The organism is Scandinavium tedordense (genome assembly GCF_024764965.1).
GTDB classification, from domain to species: domain Bacteria; phylum Pseudomonadota; class Gammaproteobacteria; order Enterobacterales; family Enterobacteriaceae; genus Scandinavium; species Scandinavium tedordense.
Map to the genome: position 1 here is coordinate 61,498 of NZ_JALIGG010000058.1, position 21,560 is coordinate 83,057.

Genomic DNA, 21,560 nt, shown 5'->3' on the forward strand with positions numbered 1-21,560 from the left:
GTGACCGCGAAACTTCGAATTGGCGTGGTGGGCCTCGGGGGCATTGCGCAGAAAGCGTGGCTGCCGGTGGTAAGCGCTGCAACAAACTGGACGCTGCAGGCGGCCTGGTCGCCGGGGCGTGAAAAAGCGCAGCGCGTGTGCGAAACGTACCGTATTCCGCTGGCGGATTCGCTGGCGCATCTTGCGTCCCAGTGCGATGCGGTATTTGTGCACAGCTCAACCGCCACGCATTATGCGGTGGTCAGCGAACTGCTGAACGCCGGGGTTCACGTCTGTGTCGATAAACCGCTGGCAGAAAAACTGAGTGATGCGATACGCCTGATTGAACTGGCCGAGAAGAAAAAGTTAACGCTGATGGTCGGTTTTAACCGTCGTTTTTCGCCGCTGTACCAGGAGCTAAAAGCTAATCTGGCCGATGGCGCATCGCTGCGGATGGACAAACACCGGACCAACAGCGTCGGGCCAAACGATCTGCGATTCACTTTGCTGGATGATTATCTGCATGTGGTGGATACCGCGTTATGGCTGGCGGGCGGAAATCCACAGCTGAGCGGCGGTTTACTGCAAACCACTGAACAGGGTGAAATGCTGTACGCCGAGCACCATTTCAGCCTGCCGCAGATGCAAATTACCACCAGTATGCATCGCCGGGCGGGCAGCCAGCGTGAGTGGGTCCAGGCCGTGACCGACGGCGGGCTTATCGACATTACCGATATGCGTGACTGGCGTGAAGAGCGGGGCGCTGGCGTGATTGTACGTCCTGCATCCGGTTGGCAAAACACGCTCGAACAGCGCGGTTTTGCGGGATGCGCGCATCACTTTATCGAATGCGTGCAAAATCAGACGGTTCCGCAAACTGCTGGCGAGCAGGCGATTGCCGCCCAGCGTATTGTCGAAAAGCTGTGGCAGGACGCAATAAGCGAGTAAACCCCCGTCAGCCTTCACGCTGCATGGGCGTTGGCTACACCTGCTCACCCCTGTCACTTATTTGCGTAAGCGTCTGGGGACTCACAGGCTTGCCTCCTTCCTGCACCTCGAATTATTTTGGGTATTACGATGGGTGTAGTAATTACGGCTAATCCAGGTAGACTATCGCCACTTTCCAACGCCTGTTTTGCTTACAGGCGTTTTTGATCCAGGGTTGTGGAATAACACGTTAATGAACCTATTAAAATCGCTGGCGGCCGTCAGTTCAATGACCATGTTTTCTCGCGTACTGGGTTTTGCGCGCGATGCCATTGTGGCAAGGGTTTTTGGGGCGGGAGTCGCGACGGATGCCTTTTTTGTGGCGTTCAAACTGCCAAACCTGCTGCGTCGTATCTTTGCGGAAGGCGCGTTTTCACAGGCGTTCGTGCCGATTCTGGCGGAATACAAAAGTAAGCAGGGCGAAGATGCGACCCGCGTTTTCGTCTCGTATGTTTCCGGGTTATTAACCCTCGCGCTGGCGGTAGTGACCGTTGTCGGGATGCTCGCCGCACCGTGGGTTATCACCCTGACCGCGCCCGGTTTTGCCAATACGCCAGACAAGTTCGCCTTAACCAGCCAACTGCTGCGCATTACCTTCCCGTATATTCTGCTTATCTCGCTGGCGTCGCTGGTGGGGGCAATTCTGAATACCTGGAACCGCTTCTCGGTTCCGGCTTTTGCGCCGACGTTCCTGAACGTCAGCATGATCGGTTTTGCGCTGTTTGCCGCACCGTATTTCAATCCCCCGGTGCTGGCGCTGGCGTGGGCGGTAACCGTCGGCGGTGTGCTGCAGTTGTTCTATCAGCTGCCGCACCTGAAAAAAATCGGCATGCTGGTGCTGCCGCGCATTAACCTGAAAGATGCCGGTTCTATTCGCGTCGTGAAGCAAATGGGCCCGGCAATTCTCGGGGTTTCCGTCAGCCAGATCTCACTGATCATTAACACCATTTTCGCCTCGTTCCTGGCCTCGGGTTCGGTATCGTGGATGTACTACGCTGACCGTCTGATGGAGTTCCCGTCCGGCGTGCTGGGTGTGGCGCTCGGCACGATTCTGCTGCCGTCGCTCTCCAAAAGTTTTGCCAGCGGCAACCACCAGGAATACAACCGCCTGATGGACTGGGGCCTGCGCCTGTGTTTCCTGCTGGCGGTCCCGAGTGCGGTAGCGCTGGGCATTCTGGCTAAACCGCTCACCGTGGCGCTGTTCCAGTACGGTAAATTCACCGCCTTTGATGCGTCGATGACCCAGCGTGCGCTGGTGGCGTATTCCGTTGGTCTGGTGGGTCTGATTGTGCTGAAAGTACTGGCCCCGGGCTTCTATTCCCGCCAGAACATCAAAACCCCGGTCAAGATTGCGATCGTTACGCTCATCATGACGCAGCTGATGAACCTGGCATTTATCGGTCCGCTGAAACACGCCGGTCTTTCGCTGTCGATTGGACTGGCGGCGTGCCTGAATGCCAGCCTGCTGTACTGGCAGTTGCGTAAGCAAAAAATCTTCACCCCTGAACCAGGCTGGGGCCGTTTCCTGACTCGTCTGATTGTTGCGGTGGTAGTGATGGCTGCCGCGCTGTTGGGCATGATGTACATCATGCCGGAGTGGTCCCAGGGCACGATGCCGTTCCGCATTATGCGTCTGATGGTTGTGGTCGTAGGGGGTATCGCGGCGTACTTCGCAACGTTGCTGGTGCTGGGTTTCAGAGTGAAAGAGTTTACACGCCGTACGGTGTAAATACCTGGCGTGAGTCAGCCATCATTGGGAATAGTCACAACAAACCGCAGGGCATTGGCCGGAATTCACGGCAATGCCACTTGCTGTTTAAGACGGGAAGATTAAACGGAGAATTTCTTGCCACCGCGTGGGGTAGACGAGGTTTGACCATCTTTGCCGTACAGCGTCGGTTCCTGATGCGGTTTTAGCACCTGCAACGCCTGCTGGTTACGCTCAATTTGGCCTTCCAGAAGCCAGCCGTTGTGCTGATTGAGGTCGCGCAACTGCTGGGTTTTTTCGGTAATGGTCTGCCAGCGTTCCGCGACGTCATCATTGGCACAGCGCTGTGCTTCCTGCTCCAGGCGGCGTTGTTTTTCCAGATAATCCAGTGTTGCCAGCAACGAGCTTTTCTCTTCGGTAATACGCTGCAGGGCGCTACTGTTTACGCTGCCCGCGGATAGCTGTTGCTGTTCGGCATCCATCACCTCTTTCAGCGAGTTCAGGATGACTGTCATATGATCCAGTATTTCTGACAGACGACTCATTCTGTTATTTACTCTGCTGCAGCCAGCTCTGGGTATCCGAAATCAGCGAATCGGCAATTTTGCCGGTATCCATTTTCAGCTCACCGTTACGGATAGCGGTTTTCATGGCCTCGACGCGATCCATATTGATGTCGCTGTTGCGCGGTTGCATCAGGCTCGATTGCGCTTCGCTCAGCGTCACGTTAGTGCTGTTCGCGGTTGACGATGTGTCCAGACGGGCTTTCTGCGCCTGGGCTTCATTTGGCTCACGCGGCTGGACGGCGTTAACGGGCTTCAGGGGCGATGTACGATCAATGCTCATTGTCCTGTCCTCATCGAGGTTTCGTGGCGTTACTGCCTGCCATCATCACTTGTTGATTATTTATCGGCAGGCTCTGCAGAATCTTTATATGCATTATAGATTAATCAGAATATTCCCATCCGAATCCACCTGACCGCTCACCACCTGGCCTGACGGCATTCTAACGCGAGCGTTTTGGGCGACGGCGGCATTGTTTAACGCCTGGCCTTCGCCATTAACGCTAAAGCCATCGCCACTGGCAATGACCTGGACTTTTTGTCCGGCTTTTACGCGCCATGACTGGCGTAACATTGACAGCTGAATTGGCTGTCCGGGCGCCAGGTCACGCATAGTCACGGCGTCCTGCGCCTGGTTTATATCAAGCATGGTGCGCGGCGGCAACTGGTCGAGACGCCCACGTTTCAGCGTTACGCTGCCGGGTTGCAGGACCGCACCGCGGGGCACAGACTGCGCCGCTACTACGTAATTCCCCGTCGCTTCAACCATCACCTGAATGTATTTTTTTTCCGTTGCACACTGCGCCACAACGGACTGATTTCCCCACAGACGGGCATTGCCCATCACGGAAAATGCAGGCTGCTCACACTGCGGCAGCTGCGTGTCAGGGCTGCGTACGTTAACCACCACCGAATCGCTGAAGCCAGCAAGACGGTGGCTGAAAAAATCCGTCAGCTGCTGGGTGAGGTTCTGCGCCATGACCGCCGGGCTCAGGAGCGCAAACGCCAGCGTGAGGGTGCTCTTCAGGTTTCGCATTGCTAACTCCGGTCTGTCAGGGAATAGTCGAATTTTACCTGTCAACGAAGAACATCAACGCAACAAATAGCGATGCATTTTGCTTTTATTCCGACGATGGCGGCCCAAAATTGGGATTAATCTGAACACTGAATGAACTATTGCCATCAGCGGAGGAGACATGCTCGATAAACTCGACGCCGCGCTACGTTTTCAACAGGAAGCGTTGAACCTGCGCGCCCAGCGTCAGGAAATCCTGGCCTCAAACATTGCTAACGCCGATACCCCAGGGTATCAGGCGCGCGATGTCGATTTTGCGTCAGAACTGAAAAAAGTGATGGATCGCGGGCGCGCGGAGACCAGCAGCGTGTCACTTACGCTGACCTCCGAGCGCCATATTCCAGCCCAGGCGATGTCCGCCCCTTCTGTAGACCTGATGTATCGGGTACCTGACCAGCCATCAATGGACGGTAACACCGTCGATATGGACCGGGAGCGCACGCAATTCGCCGACAACAGCCTGCAGTACCAGACCGGTCTGACCGTGCTGGGGGGGCAAATCCGCAGCATGATGACCGTGCTACAGGGGAACTAATTCATGGCTCTACTGAATATTTTTGACGTTGCCGGTTCGGCGCTGACGGCGCAGTCCAAGCGCCTGAACGTCGCCGCCAGTAACCTCGCCAACGCCGACAGCGTCACCGGCCCGGACGGTCAGCCGTACCGCGCCAAGCAGGTGGTGTTCCAGGTTGATGCGCCAACAGGGGCAGCGACCGGCGGCGTAAAAGTAGCCGATGTGGTGGAAAGTCAGGACCCGTTCAAGTTGGTGTACCAGCCGGGCAATCCGCTGGCGGACGCCAAAGGCTACGTGAAGATGCCGAATGTCGACGTGGTGGAGGAAATGGTCAACACCATGTCTGCTTCCCGCAGCTACCAGGCCAACGTTGAAGTACTCAACACCGTCAAGAGCATGATGCTCAAAACGCTGACCCTCGGTCAGTAACGGAGATAACGATGTCTATTGCCGTGAATGTCAATGACCCAACCAGTACCGCCAGCACCACCGCGACCAGCGGCAGTCTGACCACCAGTAACGCCTCGGACCTGCAAAGCAGCTTCCTGACGCTGCTGGTCGCTCAGCTGAAAAACCAGGACCCGACCAATCCAATGGACAACAGTCAGCTGACTTCTCAGCTGGCGCAGATCAGCACCGTCAGCGGGATTGAGAAGCTCAACACCACGCTCGGGTCTATCTCCGGACAGATTGATAACAGCCAGTCTTTGCAGGCCACCTCGCTGATTGGTCACGGGGTGATGATCCCAGGATCCGTGGTACTGGCCGGTTCGGACACCGACGGCAATGCCAGCACCACGCCGTTTGGCGTTGAGCTGACCCAGGCCGCCGACAAAGCCACCGCGACTGTCACCGACGCCAGCGGCAAAGTTATCCGCACGATGGATCTCGGCAGCCTGACCGCAGGCGTTCACACCTTTACCTGGGATGGTACTGCCGCCGATGGCTCTACCGTCCCGGACGGCGCCTATAACGTCTCGATTGCCGCCAGCACCAACGGCACGCAGCTGGTGGCTCAGCCACTTAAGTTCGCGCTGGTGCAAGGGGTTACGAAGGGAAGCAGCGGTAATCTGCTGGATCTCGGAACGTATGGCACCACCACGCTCGACGAAGTTCGTCAGATTATTTAAGCCTTCAACCTTATAGGAGTTAAGACATGGCCTTTTCTCAAGCGGTCAGCGGCCTGAACGCTGCATCCACTAATCTCGACGTGATTGGCAATAACATCGCCAACTCCGCGACCTACGGCTTTAAGGCCGGTACCGCCTCGTTCGCCGATATGTTTGCCGGTTCTAAAGTCGGCCTTGGCGTGAAAGTCGCGGGTATCACCCAGGACTTTAACGACGGCACCACCACCAGCACCGGTCGTGCGCTCGACGTGGCTATCAGCCAGAGCGGCTTCTTCCGTATGGCCGACGCCAACGGCTCCGTGTACTACAGCCGTAACGGCCAGTTCAAACTGGACGAAAACCGTAATCTGGTGAACATGCAGGGTCTGCAGTTGACCGGCTATCCGGCCACCGGTACGCCGCCGACCATCCAGCAGGGCGCGAACCCGGTTGGCTTAAGCATTCCGAATACCCTGATGGCGGCGAAAGCGACCGGCACGGCGGCAATGCAAATCAACCTGAACTCCACTGATACGGTGCCGGCGAAAACTCCGTTCGATTCCAGCAACGCGGACACCTATAACAAGAAAGGCACCGTGACGGTGTTCGACAGTCTGGGTAACTCCCACGACATGAACATCTATTACGTCAAAACTGACGCTAACACATGGGATGTTTATACCCAGGATTCCAGCGTGGCGGGTGCAGCTGCGGTGCAACAAGCGCAGATGAAGTTTGGCGGTAACGGTACGCTGGAAGGCGTTTATCAGTACGATCCTACGACCCTGGCGCTGGCGACCACACCGAATGCAGCCCCAGAAATTGAGATTGATATGGCTTCCCTGAACGGCTCCACCAACAGCACCTTCCAGCTGAGCTTCCTGAATTCCATGCAGCAGAATACCGGGTCGAACGACATCGTCGCCACCAACCAGAACGGCTACAAGCCGGGCAACCTGGTGAGCTATCAGATTAACGACGACGGCACCGTGGTCGGGAACTACTCCAACGAGCAAACTCAGCTGCTGGGCCAAATCACGCTGGCGAACTTCGCCAACAACGAAGGTCTGCAATCTGAAGGCGATAACGTCTGGTCGGCGACGCAGTCTTCCGGCGTGGCGCTGCTCGGCACCGCAGGCACCGGCAACTTCGGCACCCTGACTAACGGCGCGCTGGAAGCATCCAACGTTGATCTGAGTAAAGAACTGGTGAACATGATTGTCGCGCAGCGTAACTATCAGTCGAACGCGCAGACCATCAAAACCCAGGATCAGATCCTCAACACCCTGGTTAACCTGCGCTAAGCGCCTGACGGGACGGCTTCATGGATCACGCAATATATACCGCGATGGGCGCGGCCAGCCAGACGATGGAAATGCAGGGTGTTACCGCGAGCAACCTCGCCAATACCTCCACTCCGGGCTTTCGCGCACAACTGACCGCCCTGCGCGCCGTGCCGGTCAATGGCGAAACGTACCAGACCCGAACCCTGGTGACTGGCTCCACGCCCGGCGCCGACATGACGCCGGGCCAGCTTGACTACACCGCTCGTCCGCTGGACGTGGCGCTGCAGCAGGATGGCTGGCTGGCGGTGCAGGGCGCGGACGGTACGGAAGGCTACACCCGCAACGGTAACATTCAGGTGACGCCTGGCGGTCAGTTGACCATTCAGGGTAATCCGGTGATTGGCGACGGTGGCGGTCCGGTGATGGTGCCGGAAGGCTCGCAGGTCACCATCGCCACCGACGGTACCATTTCGGCGTTGAACCCGGGCGACCCGGCGAACACCATTTCGCCCGTCGGCAAGCTGAAGCTGGTGAAAGCCGCTAATACCGAAGTGATTCGTGGTGACGATGGCATGTTCCGCTTAACGGCGGCCGCCCAGGCCACTCGCGGACCGGTCCTGCAATCTGACCCGACAATCACTCTGCAATCCGGCGTACTGGAAGGCAGTAACGTCAAACCGGTGGCGGCGATGGCTGACATGATTGCCAGCTCCCGACGTTTTGAAATGCAGATGAAGGTGATTAGCAGCGTCGATGACAACGCGTCTAAAGCCAATCAGCTGTTATCGATGAGCTAATAAAGGATACCTATGATCAGTTCATTATGGATTGCTAAAACCGGCCTCGACGCCCAGCAAACCAACATGGACGTTATCGCCAACAACCTGGCGAACGTCAGCACCAACGGTTTCAAGCGTCAGCGTGCGGTCTTTGAAGACCTGCTTTACCAGACTGTTCGTCAGCCGGGGGCACAATCGTCCGAGCAGACCACGCTGCCTTCTGGCTTGCAAATCGGTACCGGTGTTCGTCCGGTCGCGACCGAGCGTATTCACACTCAGGGCAACCTGTCTCAGACCGATAACAGCAAAGACGTCGCCATCAAAGGTGAAGGCTTCTTCCAGGTACTGCTGCCGGACGGCACGTCAGCATACACCCGTGACGGTTCGTTCCAGGTTGACCAGAACGGTCAACTGGTGACCGCGGGCGGTTTCCCGGTGCAGCCAGCAATCACCATTCCAGCCAACACCCTGAGCATTACCATCGGGCGTGACGGCGTGGTGAGCGTAACTCAGCAAGGACAAACCAATCCGGTGCAGGTTGGCCAGCTGAACCTGACCACCTTCATGAACGATGCGGGTCTGGAAAGCATGGGTGAAAACCTCTACACCGAAACCCAGGCGTCTGGCGCACCGAACGACAGCACACCGGGCCTGAACGGTGCGGGCCTGCTGTACCAGGGTTATGTCGAAACCTCGAACGTCAACGTGGCGGAAGAGCTGGTCAACATGATTCAGGTGCAGCGCGCGTATGAGATCAACAGCAAGGCGGTGTCGACCACCGACCAGATGCTGCAGAAACTCACCCAGCTGTAAGGCGTCACCGGTGCAGATTTCCTGCACCGGATTTTTGATTCAGAAGATAAAAAGCAATGCAAAAAACCTCAGCGTTTCGTTATCCGCTTTTCGTGGTCCTGGCCCTGACACAGTCCGGATGCGCATTGATTCCCTCCAAACCGCTGGTGGAAGGGGCGACAACCGCACAGCCTGTTCCTGGCCCGGTGCCGGTGGTCAATGGCTCGATTTTCCAGAGCGCGCAGCCGATTAACTATGGCTATCAGCCGCTGTTCGAAGACCGACGCCCGCGCAATATTGGCGATACGCTGACCATCCAGCTGCAAGAAAACGTCAGCGCATCCAAAAGCTCGTCGGCGAATGCCAGTCGCGATGGCAAAACCAATTTCGGCTTCGACACCGTGCCGCGCTATCTGCAGGGCCTGTTTGGCAATGCGCGCGCCGATGTGGATGCCTCTGGCGGCAACTCCTTTAACGGTAAAGGCGGCGCCAACGCCAGTAACACCTTCAGCGGAACGCTGACGGTCACCGTCGATCAGGTGTTGGCTAACGGCAACCTGCACGTGGTGGGCGAAAAACAAATCGCCATTAACCAGGGCACCGAATTCATTCGTTTCTCTGGCGTCGTGAACCCGCGCACCATCAGCGGCAGCAACACCGTACCGTCGACCCAAGTGGCTGACGCCCGCATTGAGTACGTCGGTAACGGCTACATCAATGAAGCGCAGAACATGGGCTGGCTGCAGCGCTTCTTCCTTAACTTATCGCCGATGTAACGAGGTGAATTATGTTTAAAACTCTGGTTGGCATTGCTCTGGTCCTGCTGGCAGGTTTCGCCCAGGCCGATCGCATTCGCGACCTCACCAGCGTACAGGGCGTGCGGCAGAACTCATTGATTGGCTACGGGCTGGTCGTCGGTCTGGACGGCACGGGTGACCAGACCACTCAGACGCCATTCACCACTCAAACCCTGAACAACATGTTGTCGCAGCTCGGGATAACCGTTCCGGCGGGCACTAACATGCAGCTGAAAAACGTGGCGGCGGTGATGGTCACCGGGCAGCTTCCGGCCTTTGGTCGTCAGGGGCAGAACATTGACGTCGTTGTGTCGTCGATGGGTAACGCCAAAAGTCTGCGCGGCGGCACGCTGCTGATGACACCGTTGAAAGGCGTCGACAGCCAGATTTATGCGTTAGCGCAGGGCAACATTCTGGTTGGTGGCGCGGGTGCCTCTGCGGGCGGTAGCAGCGTCCAGGTGAACCAGCTTAACGGCGGACGTATCACCAACGGCGCAACCATAGAACGTGAATTGCCGAGCCAGTTCGGCACCGGCAATACCATCAATTTACAGCTGAACGAAGACGATTTCGGCATGGCGCAGCAGATTGCTGACACCATTAACCGTCGTGGCGGCTTCGGTAATGCCACTGCGCTGGATGCACGTACCGTACAAATTCAGGCGTCAAGCGGCGGCAGCAATCAGGTACGGATGCTAGCGGATATTCAAAACCTCGACGTGAACGTCACGCCGCAGGATGCGAAAGTGATCATCAACTCCCGTACCGGTTCGGTGGTGATGAACCGCGAAGTGACCCTCGATAACTGCGCCGTGGCGCAGGGCAATCTGTCGGTGACGGTGAACCGTTCCGCGCAGGTCAGTCAGCCGGATACGGCATTTGCCGGTGGTTCAACGGTGGTGACGCCGCAGACGCAAATCGATCTGCGTCAAAGCGGGGGCGCGATGCAGACCGTTCGTTCCAGCGCCAATCTGAACAACGTCGTTCGTGCACTGAATACGCTGGGTGCTTCGCCGCTGGAGCTGATGTCGATTCTCCAGTCGATGCAAACCGCAGGCTGCCTGCGCGCCAAAGTGGAAATTATCTGATGCTTGGCGACAGCAAACTGATGAGCAGCGCGGCCTGGGACGCGCAATCGCTGAACGAGCTGAAAATCAGTGCCGGGAAAGACCCGCAGGCGAACGTAAAGCCTGTGGCCCGGCAGGTCGAAGGCATGTTCGTGCAGATGATGCTGAAAAGTATGCGTGAGGCGCTGCCGAAAGACGGATTATTCAGCAGCGACCAGTCGCGTCTTTACACCAGTATGTACGATCAGCAAATTGCTCAGCAGATGACGGCGGGCAAAGGGTTAGGGCTGGCAGATGAAATGGTCAAACAGATGACAGCGAATCAGGGCGGGCCGAAAGAGTTGCCTGCCCAGGTACCGCTCAAGTTTGATCTCGAAACTGTTACCAGCTATCAGAATTCTGCACTGACACAGATGGTGCGCAAGGCCTTGCCGAAAGCGCCGAATGCTTCAGATGCAGCCGATGTGCCCGGCGACAGTCACGACTTCCTGGCGCAGCTTTCCCTACCGGCGAAACTGGCCAGTGAACAAAGCGGTATTCCGCACCACTTGATCCTCGCCCAGGCGGCGCTGGAATCTGGATGGGGTCAGCGGCAGATCCGCCGTGAAAACGGTGAGCCGAGCTTTAACCTGTTCGGGGTAAAGGCTTCCTCTGACTGGAAAGGCAAAGTCACCGAAATCACCACCACCGAATACGAGAACGGTGAGATGAAAAAGGTGAAAGCCCGCTTCCGCGTCTACAGCTCATATCTCGACGCGTTGTCCGACTACGTTGGCCTGTTAACGCGTAACCCGCGCTATGCCGCCGTGACCTCGGCCGCGACGCCGGAGCAGGGCGCTCAGGCACTACAGAAAGCCGGCTACGCTACCGACCCGAACTATGCCCGCAAGCTGACCGGGATGATCCAACAGCTGAAATCGATGAGCGAGAAGGTGGGCAAGGCCTACGGCAACGATATCGAAAATCTGTTCTGAAACGCCTCAAGTTCAGCTGACCGGTGCCGATACTCTTGGTCAGGACCCGTATTTAAAAGAATAAAGGAACCTCCATGTCCAGTTTAATGAACAGCGCAATGAGCGGGCTCGGTGCGGCTCAGGCGGCACTGAACACCGTCAGTAATAACATTGCCAGTTATAACGTGTCCGGCTATACCCGCCAGACGACGGTCCTCTCTGCGGCGAACAGCACGCTGGGCGCGGGCGGTTGGGTGGGCAATGGAGTCACGGTCTCCGGCGTACAGCGCGAGTACAATGCTTTTATCACCAATCAGCTGAATGCGGCGCAAAACCAGAGCAGCGGCCTGACCACACGCTATCAGCAGATGTCGAAAATCGACGATTTGATGTCCGATACCACCAACTCAATTTCCGCCACCTTGCAGGATTTCTTCACCAGCCTGCAAACCCTGGTCAGCAACGCCGAAGATCCGGCGGCGCGTCAGGCGGTATTAGGCAAATCTGAAGGGCTGGTAAACCAGTTTAAGACTACCGATCAGTATCTGCGCGACCAGGATAAGCAGGTCAACGGCGCGATTGCTTCTACCGTTTCGCAGATCAATAACTATTCGCAGCAGATTGCGACGCTGAACGATAAAATTTCCAAACTGACCGGCGTCGGCGCGGGGGCTTCTCCGAATGACCTGCTCGATCAGCGCGACCAGCTTGTTAGCCAGCTGAACCAGCTGGTAGGCGTAGAGGTGAACGTGCAGGACGGCGGCACCTACAACGTCACCATGGCCAACGGTTACAACCTGGTGCAAGGCAGCAATGCCCGTCAGCTGGCGGCAGTACCAAGCAGCGCTGACCCTTCGCGGACCACCGTCGCTTACGTGGATAACGTGGCGGGGAATATTGAAATCCCTGAAAAATTGCTGACCAGCGGTTCACTCGGTGGCCTGCTGACGTTCCGTTCTCAGGATCTGGACCAGACGCGTAACAGCCTGAACCAGATGGCGCTGGCGTTTGCTGATGCGTTCAATACCCAGAACAAGGCCGGGATTGACGCCAACGGCAACAAGGGCGAAGACTTCTTCAGCTTCGGTAAACCGTCGGTGCTGAGCAACACTAAAAACAACGGTGACGCAACGCTCAGCGCAACCATGACCGACAGCACTCAGCTCCAGGCCTCAGACTATAAAGTGAGTTACGACGGCACAAACTGGCAGGTAACGCGCCTCTCGGATAATACTAATGTGATCCCGACGACCGGAAGTGATGGCAGTCTGCAATTTGATGGGCTGAGCGTAAAGATAAGCGGTGGCACGATCAAAGCGAATGACAGCTTTACCGTGAAACCGGTAGCCAACGCGATTGTGAACATGAGCGTGGCGCTGACCGACTCCAGCCAAATTGCGATGGGCATCAATGACGCTGAAACCGGCGAGAGTGATAACCGTAACGGTCAGGCGCTGCTGGATCTGCAAAACAGCAAACTGGTGGGTGGCAATAAAACCGTCAACGACGCGTACGCCTCTCTGGTCAGCGACGTGGGCAACAAAACCTCGACTCTGGAAACCAGTAGCACCACCCAGGGCAACGTTGTGACTCAGTTGACCAAGCAGCAGCAATCTATTTCCGGCGTAAACCTCGATGAAGAGTACGGCAATCTGCAACTGTATCAACAGTACTATCTGGCCAACGCCCAGGTAATGCAGACCGCCAGCACGCTTTTCGACGCGCTGATCAATATTCGCTAAGGAGCCGTGACCGATGCGTATTAGTACCTTAATGATGTATCAGCAGACGATGGGCGGCATTACCAACTCCCAGTCTTCATGGCTGAAATATGGCGAACAGATGTCCACCGGCCTGCGCGTTAACCGTCCGTCGGATGACCCAATTGCCGCATCGCAGGCGGTTGTGCTGTCTCAGGCGCAGTCGCAGACCAGCCAGTTTGCATCAGCCCGTAGTTTTGCTACCCAGCGTGTTTCGCAGGAAGAAAACACGCTGTCATCAGTGACGTCGTCGATTCAGGCGGCGCAGGAAAAAATCGTTTATGCCGGCAACGGCACGCTGAGTGACGATGACCGTGCCTCGCTGGCTACTGATTTGCAGGGCATCCGCGACCAACTGATGAACCTCGCCAACAGCCAGGATGGTAACGGACGCTACATGTTTGCCGGTTATAAGACGGATACCGCACCGTTTGATGCCACCACCGGCACGTACGCGGGCGGCACCACCAACGTTGAACAGCAGGTCGATTCTTCCCGAACCATGGTCATTGGCCACACCGGCGATAAAATTTTTGCTTCGGTGACCTCGAATGCGGTGAAAAACCCCGATGACAGTACGCCTTCGGACCTGTTCAAAATTCTGGATGACGCGATTGCTGCGTTGAAAACGCCGGTCGCGGATAATGATGCGGCACAAGCCACGGCGCAGGCCACTATCGACGTCGCCAACCGCGGCCTGCGTAACTCACTGAACAACGTGCTGAGTGTGCGGGCTGAAGTCGGTACCCAGCTCAACGAACTGGACAAACTGGACGCACTGGGCGATGACCGCACGCTCAGCCAGACTCAGCAGATGAGCGACCTGGTTAACGTGGACTGGAACTCAACGATTTCCAACTACACCATGCAGCAGGCGGCCCTGACGGCGTCGTATAAAGCGTTCACTGATATGCAAGGCATGTCTCTGTTCCAGTTGAATAAATAAGATTTAACGGTTTAGAACATGTCTTGAAACTGGCCATGTTCTCTGTGCCCGCACCACTCACCACGGTGCGGGCTTTTTTTAACGTTGTGGGCAAGCGGTGGCGTTCGCCGTACCCGCCAGACGAATTACCAGCGCGATAACGCCGCTGCTCACCGCCAGTGTAACTACCGCAGGCCAGCCCGCCACGGCGTACAGTTTGCTGCCAATCGCCGATCCCAGCGCCATCCCGATAAACACCACCGTGAACAGCAGGGCGTTCAGGCGCCCACGGGCCTGTGGCTCGAGGCTGTAGACCAAATTCTGGTGCGCGACCAGGCTCGACTGTAAGCCTAAATCAAAGCCAATCGCCGATACGGCAATCAGCGCCAGTTGGGCGTGCAGCGGTAAAAGCGGCAGGAAAAACATCAGTGCGAACGACACCGTGACCAGCATTGCACCTAACTGAGTGACTTTGGTGGCGCCAAGCTTATCGGCGAGACCGCCGGCCAGCGGGGCGGCTAGTGCTCCGGCGGCACCGGCAATACCGTATCCTCCGGCGACGGCACTGCCGAGTTGGTAGTGTTCGGCCAGCATGACAGCGAGCGTTGACCAGAACGCGCTGAAGGCGATCGAAAGAAAACCTTGTGCCAGCGCGGCCCGGCGCAGTTCCGGGAAACGCCGCCATAAATGCACCAGAGAACCCATCAGCGCCGGATAGCTGAGTTCAGAATGCGCGCTGAATTTCGGCAGTACGCGCCACATCACCAGACCAATCAACGCAATGCTGATCGCTGCGGCCTGATACATCATCCGCCAGCCATAGGCTTCCCCTACGATGCCGCTGACGGTACGCGACAGCAGAATGCCGAGCAGCAAACCCGTCATTACCGTACCTACGGTTTTGCCCTGCTTGCCGGCAGGGGCGAGGATCGCCGCCGCCGGTACGATATCCTGCGCCATCGTCGCCGCCATCCCAATCAGCAAACTGACGGCGAGCAAGGCGTGCAGCTGGCTGGTCACGCTACACAGCAGCAACAACACCGCGAGCGAAGCGCTTTTAGTGAGGATCAGCCTACGTCGGTCGTAACGGTCGCCCAGCGGCAACAGGAACAGAATACCCAGCGCGTAGCCCGCCTGGGTCAGCGTCGGAACCAGACCCATTTGTTCGATGCTCAAATGCATGCCGTGGCCAATCAGCGGCAACAGCGGCTGAGAGTAATAAATGGCGGCAACGCTAAAGCCTGCACCTATAGCTAAAGTCAGGATTATCCACGGCGCAAAAGCCGGTGAAACAGCGGGAGTGATGTTCATCATAATGTCCTCAACAGGGTGTGGGCGCATTGTGATGTGAATCACACTGGCGCGGTAGCGGGCGCAGTGGTAAAACAGCTATACGTTAGGCGTATGAGCAAAAAATAAATGAAAAGAACTGAGCGTATAGACAGGCTGGAACTGATGCGAACCTTTATTCGCATTATCGAAGCTGGCTCATTGTCGGCAGCGGCTGTCCAGCTCGGCACCACGCAGGCCACCGTCAGCCGCCGTTTGCAGTCGCTCGAAGCATTGTTAGGCGTAAAGTTGATTATGCGCTCGACCCATGCGATGAAACTTACTGATGACGGCGAGCGTTGCTATCAATATGCGCGACAGCTGGTGGACAGTTGGCTGGCGCTGGAAGACGATTTGCAAATAGTGGACGACAATCCGGTGGGCGTGCTGCGCGTCAGAGCGCCGCATGCGTTCGGGCAGCAGCAGCTATTAACGCCGCTGGTGGATTTTTTGCAGCGCTATCCTCAGCTATCGGTGGAGTGGATGCTTAACGATAAAAATATCGATTTCATCAGTGAGAATATCGACTGTGCTATCCGCGTGGGGGCGGACGTTGATCCGGCGACGGTGTCGGTATTGCTGGCGGAGGTCCCGCGTAGCCTGGTGATTTCACCAGAGCTGCTGGAGACGGTGGAAGATGTGTCTGATCCGATGGCTTTATCGGCGCTGCCTTGGGTAGCGATCAGTACATTTTATCAGCATGAAGTGACGCTGCGAAATCAGGCCAGCCGGGAGAGCATCACCATTCCGATTGTGCCGCGACTGAGCACGGACAGCGTGTACGTGGCCCGTAATACCGCGCTGGCGGGGCTGGGGGCTGCGCTGATTTCTAGCTGGACGGTAGAAGAGGATATTGCACAGGGCAGGCTGGTTGAGCTACTGCCTGAATGGCGAGCGGCGGCGTTGCCGGTGCATTTGGTTTATCCCTGGGCGCGTTATTATCCGGCGCGGTTGCGTAAGTTCCTCGATTTGATGCGGGACGTCATGCCGAAAATTTCGGGGATGCAATTGCCCGCGCCAGAATAAAAAAAACCGCCCGGAGGCGGTTTTTTCATGCTTTGCAGCTTAGTCCACAGACTGCGGACGAGTCGGACCGGCGGTCGCCGTGTGTGTAGCACTGTGGCCACCGGCAGAACCTTTACCTTCAAAACCGAACTCTGGACGAACCCAGTCGCTCTGACTCGGTGCTTCTGGCACGTAGTCTGGCGCTGGAGCGCGTGTCATTGGCGCGGTCGCGGTGGTGCGTTCAACCGCTGGCTTGGCAGCCACAACCGGTTTAACGACAGGCTCAACTACTGGAGCAACAGGCGCGGTTTCCACCACAGCAGGTTGTTCAGTGACGATAGCCTGTTCCACTTCCTCAACCACTGCCGGAGTCGCTTCTTCTGCGGTGACTTCTGCAACAACAGCGTCGGCTGGCGCGATAACCTGAGGTTCTTCGTTCACCGGTGCGGCAATGACTTCCGGATGCGTGGTCTCAACAACCGGAACTTCCGGTTCAGCCTGTACTGGTTGCGGTTCTGCAACCACGACCGGCTCAACTGCGGCGTGTTCAACCACGGACGCTGCAACCTGTTCTGCCACTGGAGCTTGCTCCACGGTCTCTACTGGTGCAACTTCAATGACAGAAGGAACAACGTCCTGATCGCGGGTTTCTTCAACCAGCTGCTCTTGTGGACGCGTTACCGGGTAGCTTACCCACACTTTACCTGACGCCATTTCCGGCGATGCACAGGCAATCGCCAGCGGCATCGGAGACTGAGCCGGGTAACGCTCGTCACGGTAGCGACGACGACGCTGACCACTCACGCGCAGGTGGCGTGGTGAACGACGGGAGCGACGCGGCATGCCTGTGTTATCACGGTTTTCTGCGCTTTCATCTTCTGCCGGAGCATCGATGACGGCTGGCAAATCAACTTTAGCCAGTTCGGTACGCTTAGCCGGAGCCGCTGCTTCAGCCGGTTCGTCAACTGCGGTACGTTCTGCAGTTTCGGCTGCTGTTTCGATGCGCACTTTCTGCGACAGGTTGCGCGGCTTACGGCGCGGCATGGATTGTACGCGTTCTTCCTGCTCGATTTCCTGAGCTGGTTGTTCTTCGTGAACCTGAACTTTGACTTCCTGCGGCGCTGCCTGGCGTTTGTCATCGTTACGACGACGGTTGCGCTCACGGCGTGGCTGCTGCTGTTCATCACGAGATTTCGCTTTATCAGCATCTTCTGCCACGTTCGGCTGACGAGCTTCACGGGTTTCCGCGTTCTGCTGCGGCTTCTCACGACGGTTACGGCGGTTATCTTCGCGGCCTTCTGCGTTTTCACCACGGTTATCGCGGTCACCACGTTCGTTACGCTCACCGCGTTCGCCACGATTATCGCGGTTGTCACGGCGATCGTTGCGGTCACCACGGTCACCACGGTCATTGCGGTCACCACGGTCACGACGGTTAGACTGACGAGAACGGCGACGATCCTGCTGGCGCTCAGGTTTCTCTTCTTTCTTAACCGGCTCAGGCTCAGCCACTACAGGTGCTTCGCTGCTAAACATGGATTTCAGCGCAGAGATAATGCGGGAAACCAGACCCGGTGCTGGCGCAGTGGTTGCTGCTGGGTCGGCTTTCTTCACCTGTGCTGCTGGGGTGGCTTCTTCAAGCGGTGCTGGCGGTGCATCAGGCATCACGAAGGTTGCCAGAGCGGGTTGCTCAGGACGCTTACGTTCAGCCGGTTCTTCTTCAGACGGCATCGCCATTTCTTCTTCGTGCAGTTTCGGCAGCAGATAGCTCAGGATCTGAGTCTCTTCGCCTTTACGGACACGCAGTACGGAGTAGTGCGGAGTTTCCATTTGATCGTTCGGCACGACGATGCAGCGTACGCCACCCTGACGGGTTTCGATGTTGCTGATAGCCGCGCGCTTTTCGTTCAGCAGGTAAGAGGCCACCTGAACGGGAACAATCGCGTGAACTTCCTGAGTGTTTTCTTTCAGTGCTTCTTCTTCAATCAGACGAAGAATAGACAGCGCCAGCGATTCGTTATCACGGATGGTGCCGGTACCGCTACAGCGTGGGCACACGTGATGACTGGATTCACCCAGTGACGGGCTCAGGCGCTGACGGGACATTTCCAGCAGTCCGAAGCGAGAGATGTGGCTAATCTGGATACGCGCACGATCCTGACGCACCGCTTCACGCAGACGGTTTTCAACCGCACGCTGGTGGCGAACCGGGGTCATGTCGATGAAGTCGATAACGATCAGGCCGCCGAGGTCACGAAGACGCAGCTGGCGGGCAATTTCGTCGGCCGCTTCAAGGTTGGTGTTGAAGGCGGTTTCTTCGATGTCGCCGCCGCGGGTTGCACGCGCGGAGTTGATATCGATGGCGGTCAGGGCTTCGGTGCTATCGATAACGATAGAACCGCCTGACGGCAGGCGGACTTCGCGCTGGAATGCAGATTCAATCTGCGATTCGATTTGGTAGTGGCTGAACAGCGGGATTTCACCGGTGTAGAGCTTAATTTTGCTGCTGAAATCCGGACGGCCCAGCGCAGAGATATGCTGGCGAGCCAGCTCAAGCACTTTCGGGTTATCAATAAGGATTTCGCCGATGTCCTGACGCAGATAATCACGGAACGCACGCACGATGACGTTGCTTTCCTGGTGAATCAGGAACGGAGCAGGGCGGCTTTCAGAGGCTTTCTGAATCGCTTCCCAGTGCTTCAGGCGGAAACTCAGATCCCACTGCAGCGCTTCGGCAGATTTGCCAACGCCTGCGGTACGCACGATCAGGCCCATGCCGTCAGGCAGTTGCAGGCTGGAAAGCGCTTCTTTGAGCTCAGTACGATCGTCACCTTCGATGCGGCGAGAAATACCACCGGCACGCGGGTTGTTCGGCATCAGTACCAGATAGCTACCTGCCAGGCTGATAAAGGTTGTGAGGGCTGCACCTTTGTTGCCGCGCTCTTCTTTATCGATCTGAACAATGACTTCCTGGCCTTCGCGCAGAACATCTTTAATGTTCGGGCGGCCATGCGCATTGTAATTAGCAGGAAAATATTCGCGGGCGATTTCTTTAAGAGGAAGGAAACCATGACGCTCAGCACCGTAATCTACGAATGCGGCTTCAAGGCTTGGTTCTATACGGGTAATTTTGCCTTTGTAGATGTTCGCTTTTTTCTGTTCGTGTCCTGGGCTTTCAATATCCAGATCGTACAGACGCTGCCCATCAACGAGGGCGACACGTAACTCTTCTTGCTGAGTTGCGTTGATTAACATTCTTTTCATCGTAACTTACTCATTATTCTTGCATTGACGACTAAGCTACGGGCAGAGTTTTCCTTGCCGGGGGTAAACCGATGGCCTCGTGTCTGTTCACGTCGCCAACCTCACGGTTGTCGCTCGCTTAAGAGGCGCAGAGTGTCGGTAGCCTGCGTTTCAAACGGAACCGCAGCGCAATTATTCAGGGGAACAGCCTGGGAATCATTCTCCAGGTACGGTTCCTTCTATACTCATTGTCTTTCAAGTCGCAGATGGTTGGCTTCACCTGCTTACCCCAGTCATCTACTGGAGTAGCGCCTGGAGATCCCAGGTTTGCCGCCTTTCCGCAGCTTGAAATAGAGAGTATCAACCGGTAAGGACTGCAACCCGCAGCCCGCTAACTGTCTGAAAGATAAATACGTCTTACGCCATTGCTGCATAAAAGATCGCTCAGACAAAATTGGTCATTCCGTTACATGCTTGCTTGAACAAGATTCGACACGGAAAACTGCATCATTATTCCCTGCTAACCTTGTTATAGCAAGATGACTTTTACCATTTATCACCCGGTTACTCACAGTTTTTTCACTTTAGCGAACTGATTGTTGTAATAACCATCAATCCGGGAAGTGAGATTAAAAATGAGTTCCGTTGCGAAGTTAATATAAGCACAGAAAAAGGAGTGGCGCGAATGCCACTGCATCTTTAGAATCGCCCCCATGAAAACTGAGACACCGACCGTAAAAATGGTAGCCATTGCCGATGATGAGGCAGGGCAACGAATTGATAACTTTTTGCGCACCCAGCTGAAAGGCGTGCCGAAAAGCATGATTTACCGCATCCTGCGTAAAGGTGAAGTGCGCGTGAATAAAAAGCGCGTGAAACCGGAATACAAACTGGAAGCGGGCGATGAAATTCGCATCCCACCGGTGCGCGTCGCAGAGCGTGATGAAGAGGCGGTATCGCCACACCTGAATAAAGTGGCGGCCCTGGCTGACGTTATCCTTTATGAGGACGACCATATTCTGGTGCTGAACAAGCCGTCAGGTACGGCGGTTCACGGCGGTAGCGGCTTGAGCTTTGGGGTTATCGAAGGTTTGCGCGCGCTGCGCCCGGAAGCTCGATTCCTCGAACTGGTCCATCGCCTCGACCGTGATACCTCTGGTGTGCTGCTGGTGGCGAAGAAGCGTTCCGCGCTTCGCTCCCTGCATGAACAGCTACGCGAAAAAGGGATGCAGAAAGACTATTTGGCTCTGGTTCGTGGCCAGTGGCAGTCGCATATGAAAGTAGTGCAGGCGCCATTGCTGAAAAATATTTTGCAGAGCGGCGAGCGTATTGTTCGCGTGAACAGCGAAGGCAAACCGTCTGAGACGCGCTTTAAAGTCGAAGAGCGCTTCACCCATGCGACGCTGGTGCGCTGTAGCCCGGTAACCGGCCGTACGCACCAGATTCGAGTGCATACGCTGCACGCGGGCCATCCGATTGCGTTTGACGACCGTTATGGCGATCGTGATTTCGACAAACAATTGGCGGGGACTGGCCTGAATCGTCTGTTCCTGCATGCAGCAGCGCTGAAGTTTACCCATCCGGGTACCGGTGAGACGTTGCGCATTGAAGCGCCGTTGGACAATCAGCTCAAGCGTTGTCTGCAAGTGCTGCGCAGTCAGAAGTAATTAAAGAAAGAATAAAAAACGC

The 21,560-nt window shown here is 56.4% G+C and carries 20 protein-coding genes; 15 read left to right on the plus strand and 5 right to left on the minus strand.

The window, feature by feature from the left end; all coding sequences use genetic code 11:
- Together MUU46_RS19635 and murJ are read left to right on the plus strand one after the other, a co-directional pair.
- The gene (locus MUU46_RS19635) at positions 1-927 is read left to right on the plus strand and encodes a Gfo/Idh/MocA family protein (RefSeq protein WP_258966419.1); all 927 of its coding nucleotides are present in this window, start codon (positions 1-3) and stop codon (positions 925-927) included.
- 232 nt (positions 928-1,159) lie between these two features.
- On the plus strand, positions 1,160-2,695 hold the full coding sequence (gene murJ, locus MUU46_RS19640; protein ID WP_159761372.1) for a murein biosynthesis integral membrane protein MurJ: 1,536 nt from the start codon (positions 1,160-1,162) through the stop codon (positions 2,693-2,695).
- Positions 2,696-2,796: 101 nt separating this feature from the next.
- On the opposite strand, the gene flgN is transcribed toward murJ, so the two are convergent.
- The 3 genes from flgN to flgA all read right to left on the minus strand — a co-directional run bounded on the left by flgN (position 2,797) and on the right by flgA (position 4,273).
- On the minus strand, positions 2,797-3,219 hold the full coding sequence (gene flgN / locus MUU46_RS19645) for a flagella biosynthesis chaperone FlgN (protein WP_159761374.1): 423 nt from the start codon (positions 3,217-3,219) through the stop codon (positions 2,797-2,799).
- 4 nt (positions 3,220-3,223) lie between these two features.
- The gene (flgM, locus tag MUU46_RS19650; RefSeq protein ID WP_110509794.1) at positions 3,224-3,520 is read right to left on the minus strand and encodes a flagellar biosynthesis anti-sigma factor FlgM; all 297 of its coding nucleotides are present in this window, start codon (positions 3,518-3,520) and stop codon (positions 3,224-3,226) included.
- Between the two features lie 93 nt (positions 3,521-3,613).
- Positions 3,614-4,273 carry a flagellar basal body P-ring formation chaperone FlgA gene (flgA, locus tag MUU46_RS19655; RefSeq protein ID WP_258966420.1) on the minus strand — a complete coding sequence of 220 codons (660 nt, stop codon included), beginning with the start codon at positions 4,271-4,273 and terminating at the stop codon, positions 3,614-3,616.
- 160 nt (positions 4,274-4,433) lie between these two features.
- On the opposite strand from flgA, the gene flgB reads away from it, so the two are divergent.
- The 11 genes from flgB to flgL all read left to right on the plus strand — a co-directional run bounded on the left by flgB (position 4,434) and on the right by flgL (position 14,315).
- Positions 4,434-4,847 carry a flagellar basal body rod protein FlgB gene (flgB, locus tag MUU46_RS19660; RefSeq protein ID WP_125353739.1) on the plus strand — a complete coding sequence of 138 codons (414 nt, stop codon included), beginning with the start codon at positions 4,434-4,436 and terminating at the stop codon, positions 4,845-4,847.
- A gap of 3 nt (positions 4,848-4,850) precedes the next feature.
- Positions 4,851-5,255, plus strand: coding sequence for a flagellar basal body rod protein FlgC (gene flgC, locus MUU46_RS19665; RefSeq protein ID WP_110509791.1), 405 nt, complete (start codon positions 4,851-4,853; stop codon positions 5,253-5,255).
- A gap of 11 nt (positions 5,256-5,266) precedes the next feature.
- Positions 5,267-5,956 carry a flagellar hook assembly protein FlgD gene (flgD, locus tag MUU46_RS19670; protein ID WP_159761378.1) on the plus strand — a complete coding sequence of 230 codons (690 nt, stop codon included), beginning with the start codon at positions 5,267-5,269 and terminating at the stop codon, positions 5,954-5,956.
- Positions 5,957-5,982: 26 nt separating this feature from the next.
- On the plus strand, positions 5,983-7,239 hold the full coding sequence (gene flgE, locus MUU46_RS19675; RefSeq protein ID WP_258966421.1) for a flagellar hook protein FlgE: 1,257 nt from the start codon (positions 5,983-5,985) through the stop codon (positions 7,237-7,239).
- A 20-nt stretch (positions 7,240-7,259) separates the two neighbouring features.
- Positions 7,260-8,018, plus strand: coding sequence for a flagellar basal body rod protein FlgF (locus MUU46_RS19680; protein ID WP_159775163.1), 759 nt, complete (start codon positions 7,260-7,262; stop codon positions 8,016-8,018).
- A gap of 12 nt (positions 8,019-8,030) precedes the next feature.
- Entirely contained in the window at positions 8,031-8,813 is a 783-nt protein-coding gene (flgG, locus tag MUU46_RS19685) for a flagellar basal-body rod protein FlgG (protein WP_110509787.1), read from the plus strand.
- A 56-nt stretch (positions 8,814-8,869) separates the two neighbouring features.
- Positions 8,870-9,568 (plus strand): flagellar basal body L-ring protein FlgH, encoded by a 699-nt coding sequence (gene flgH, locus MUU46_RS19690; protein WP_159761384.1) that lies wholly within the window; start codon positions 8,870-8,872, stop codon positions 9,566-9,568.
- 11 nt (positions 9,569-9,579) lie between these two features.
- The gene (locus MUU46_RS19695) at positions 9,580-10,677 is read left to right on the plus strand and encodes a flagellar basal body P-ring protein FlgI (protein WP_258966422.1); all 1,098 of its coding nucleotides are present in this window, start codon (positions 9,580-9,582) and stop codon (positions 10,675-10,677) included.
- Positions 10,677-11,630 (plus strand): flagellar assembly peptidoglycan hydrolase FlgJ, encoded by a 954-nt coding sequence (gene flgJ, locus MUU46_RS19700; protein WP_258966423.1) that lies wholly within the window; start codon positions 10,677-10,679, stop codon positions 11,628-11,630. The genes MUU46_RS19695 and flgJ overlap by 1 nt, the downstream gene beginning before the upstream one ends.
- A gap of 74 nt (positions 11,631-11,704) precedes the next feature.
- Positions 11,705-13,351 carry a flagellar hook-associated protein FlgK gene (gene flgK / locus MUU46_RS19705; RefSeq protein WP_258966424.1) on the plus strand — a complete coding sequence of 549 codons (1,647 nt, stop codon included), beginning with the start codon at positions 11,705-11,707 and terminating at the stop codon, positions 13,349-13,351.
- 13 nt (positions 13,352-13,364) lie between these two features.
- Positions 13,365-14,315: a flagellar hook-associated protein FlgL gene (gene flgL / locus MUU46_RS19710; protein WP_258966425.1), complete on the plus strand. Its 951-nt coding sequence runs from the start codon at positions 13,365-13,367 to the stop codon at positions 14,313-14,315.
- Positions 14,316-14,393: 78 nt separating this feature from the next.
- Here flgL and MUU46_RS19715 read toward each other — a convergent pair whose 3' ends face one another.
- Complete coding sequence (locus MUU46_RS19715) at positions 14,394-15,605, minus strand: MFS transporter (protein ID WP_374685029.1); 1,212 nt, start codon at positions 15,603-15,605, stop codon at positions 14,394-14,396.
- 108 nt (positions 15,606-15,713) lie between these two features.
- On the opposite strand from MUU46_RS19715, the gene MUU46_RS19720 reads away from it, so the two are divergent.
- Entirely contained in the window at positions 15,714-16,649 is a 936-nt protein-coding gene (locus tag MUU46_RS19720; RefSeq protein WP_159761394.1) for a LysR family transcriptional regulator, read from the plus strand.
- A gap of 39 nt (positions 16,650-16,688) precedes the next feature.
- Here MUU46_RS19720 and rne read toward each other — a convergent pair whose 3' ends face one another.
- Positions 16,689-19,892, minus strand: coding sequence for a ribonuclease E (gene rne / locus MUU46_RS19725; protein ID WP_258966426.1), 3,204 nt, complete (start codon positions 19,890-19,892; stop codon positions 16,689-16,691).
- 692 nt (positions 19,893-20,584) lie between these two features.
- Between rne and rluC the strand changes: the two genes are divergently transcribed.
- A complete protein-coding gene (gene rluC / locus MUU46_RS19730; protein WP_159761398.1) occupies positions 20,585-21,538 on the plus strand; it encodes a 23S rRNA pseudouridine(955/2504/2580) synthase RluC in 954 nt (317 codons plus the stop codon).
- The last annotated feature ends 22 nt before the right edge of the window (positions 21,539-21,560 follow it).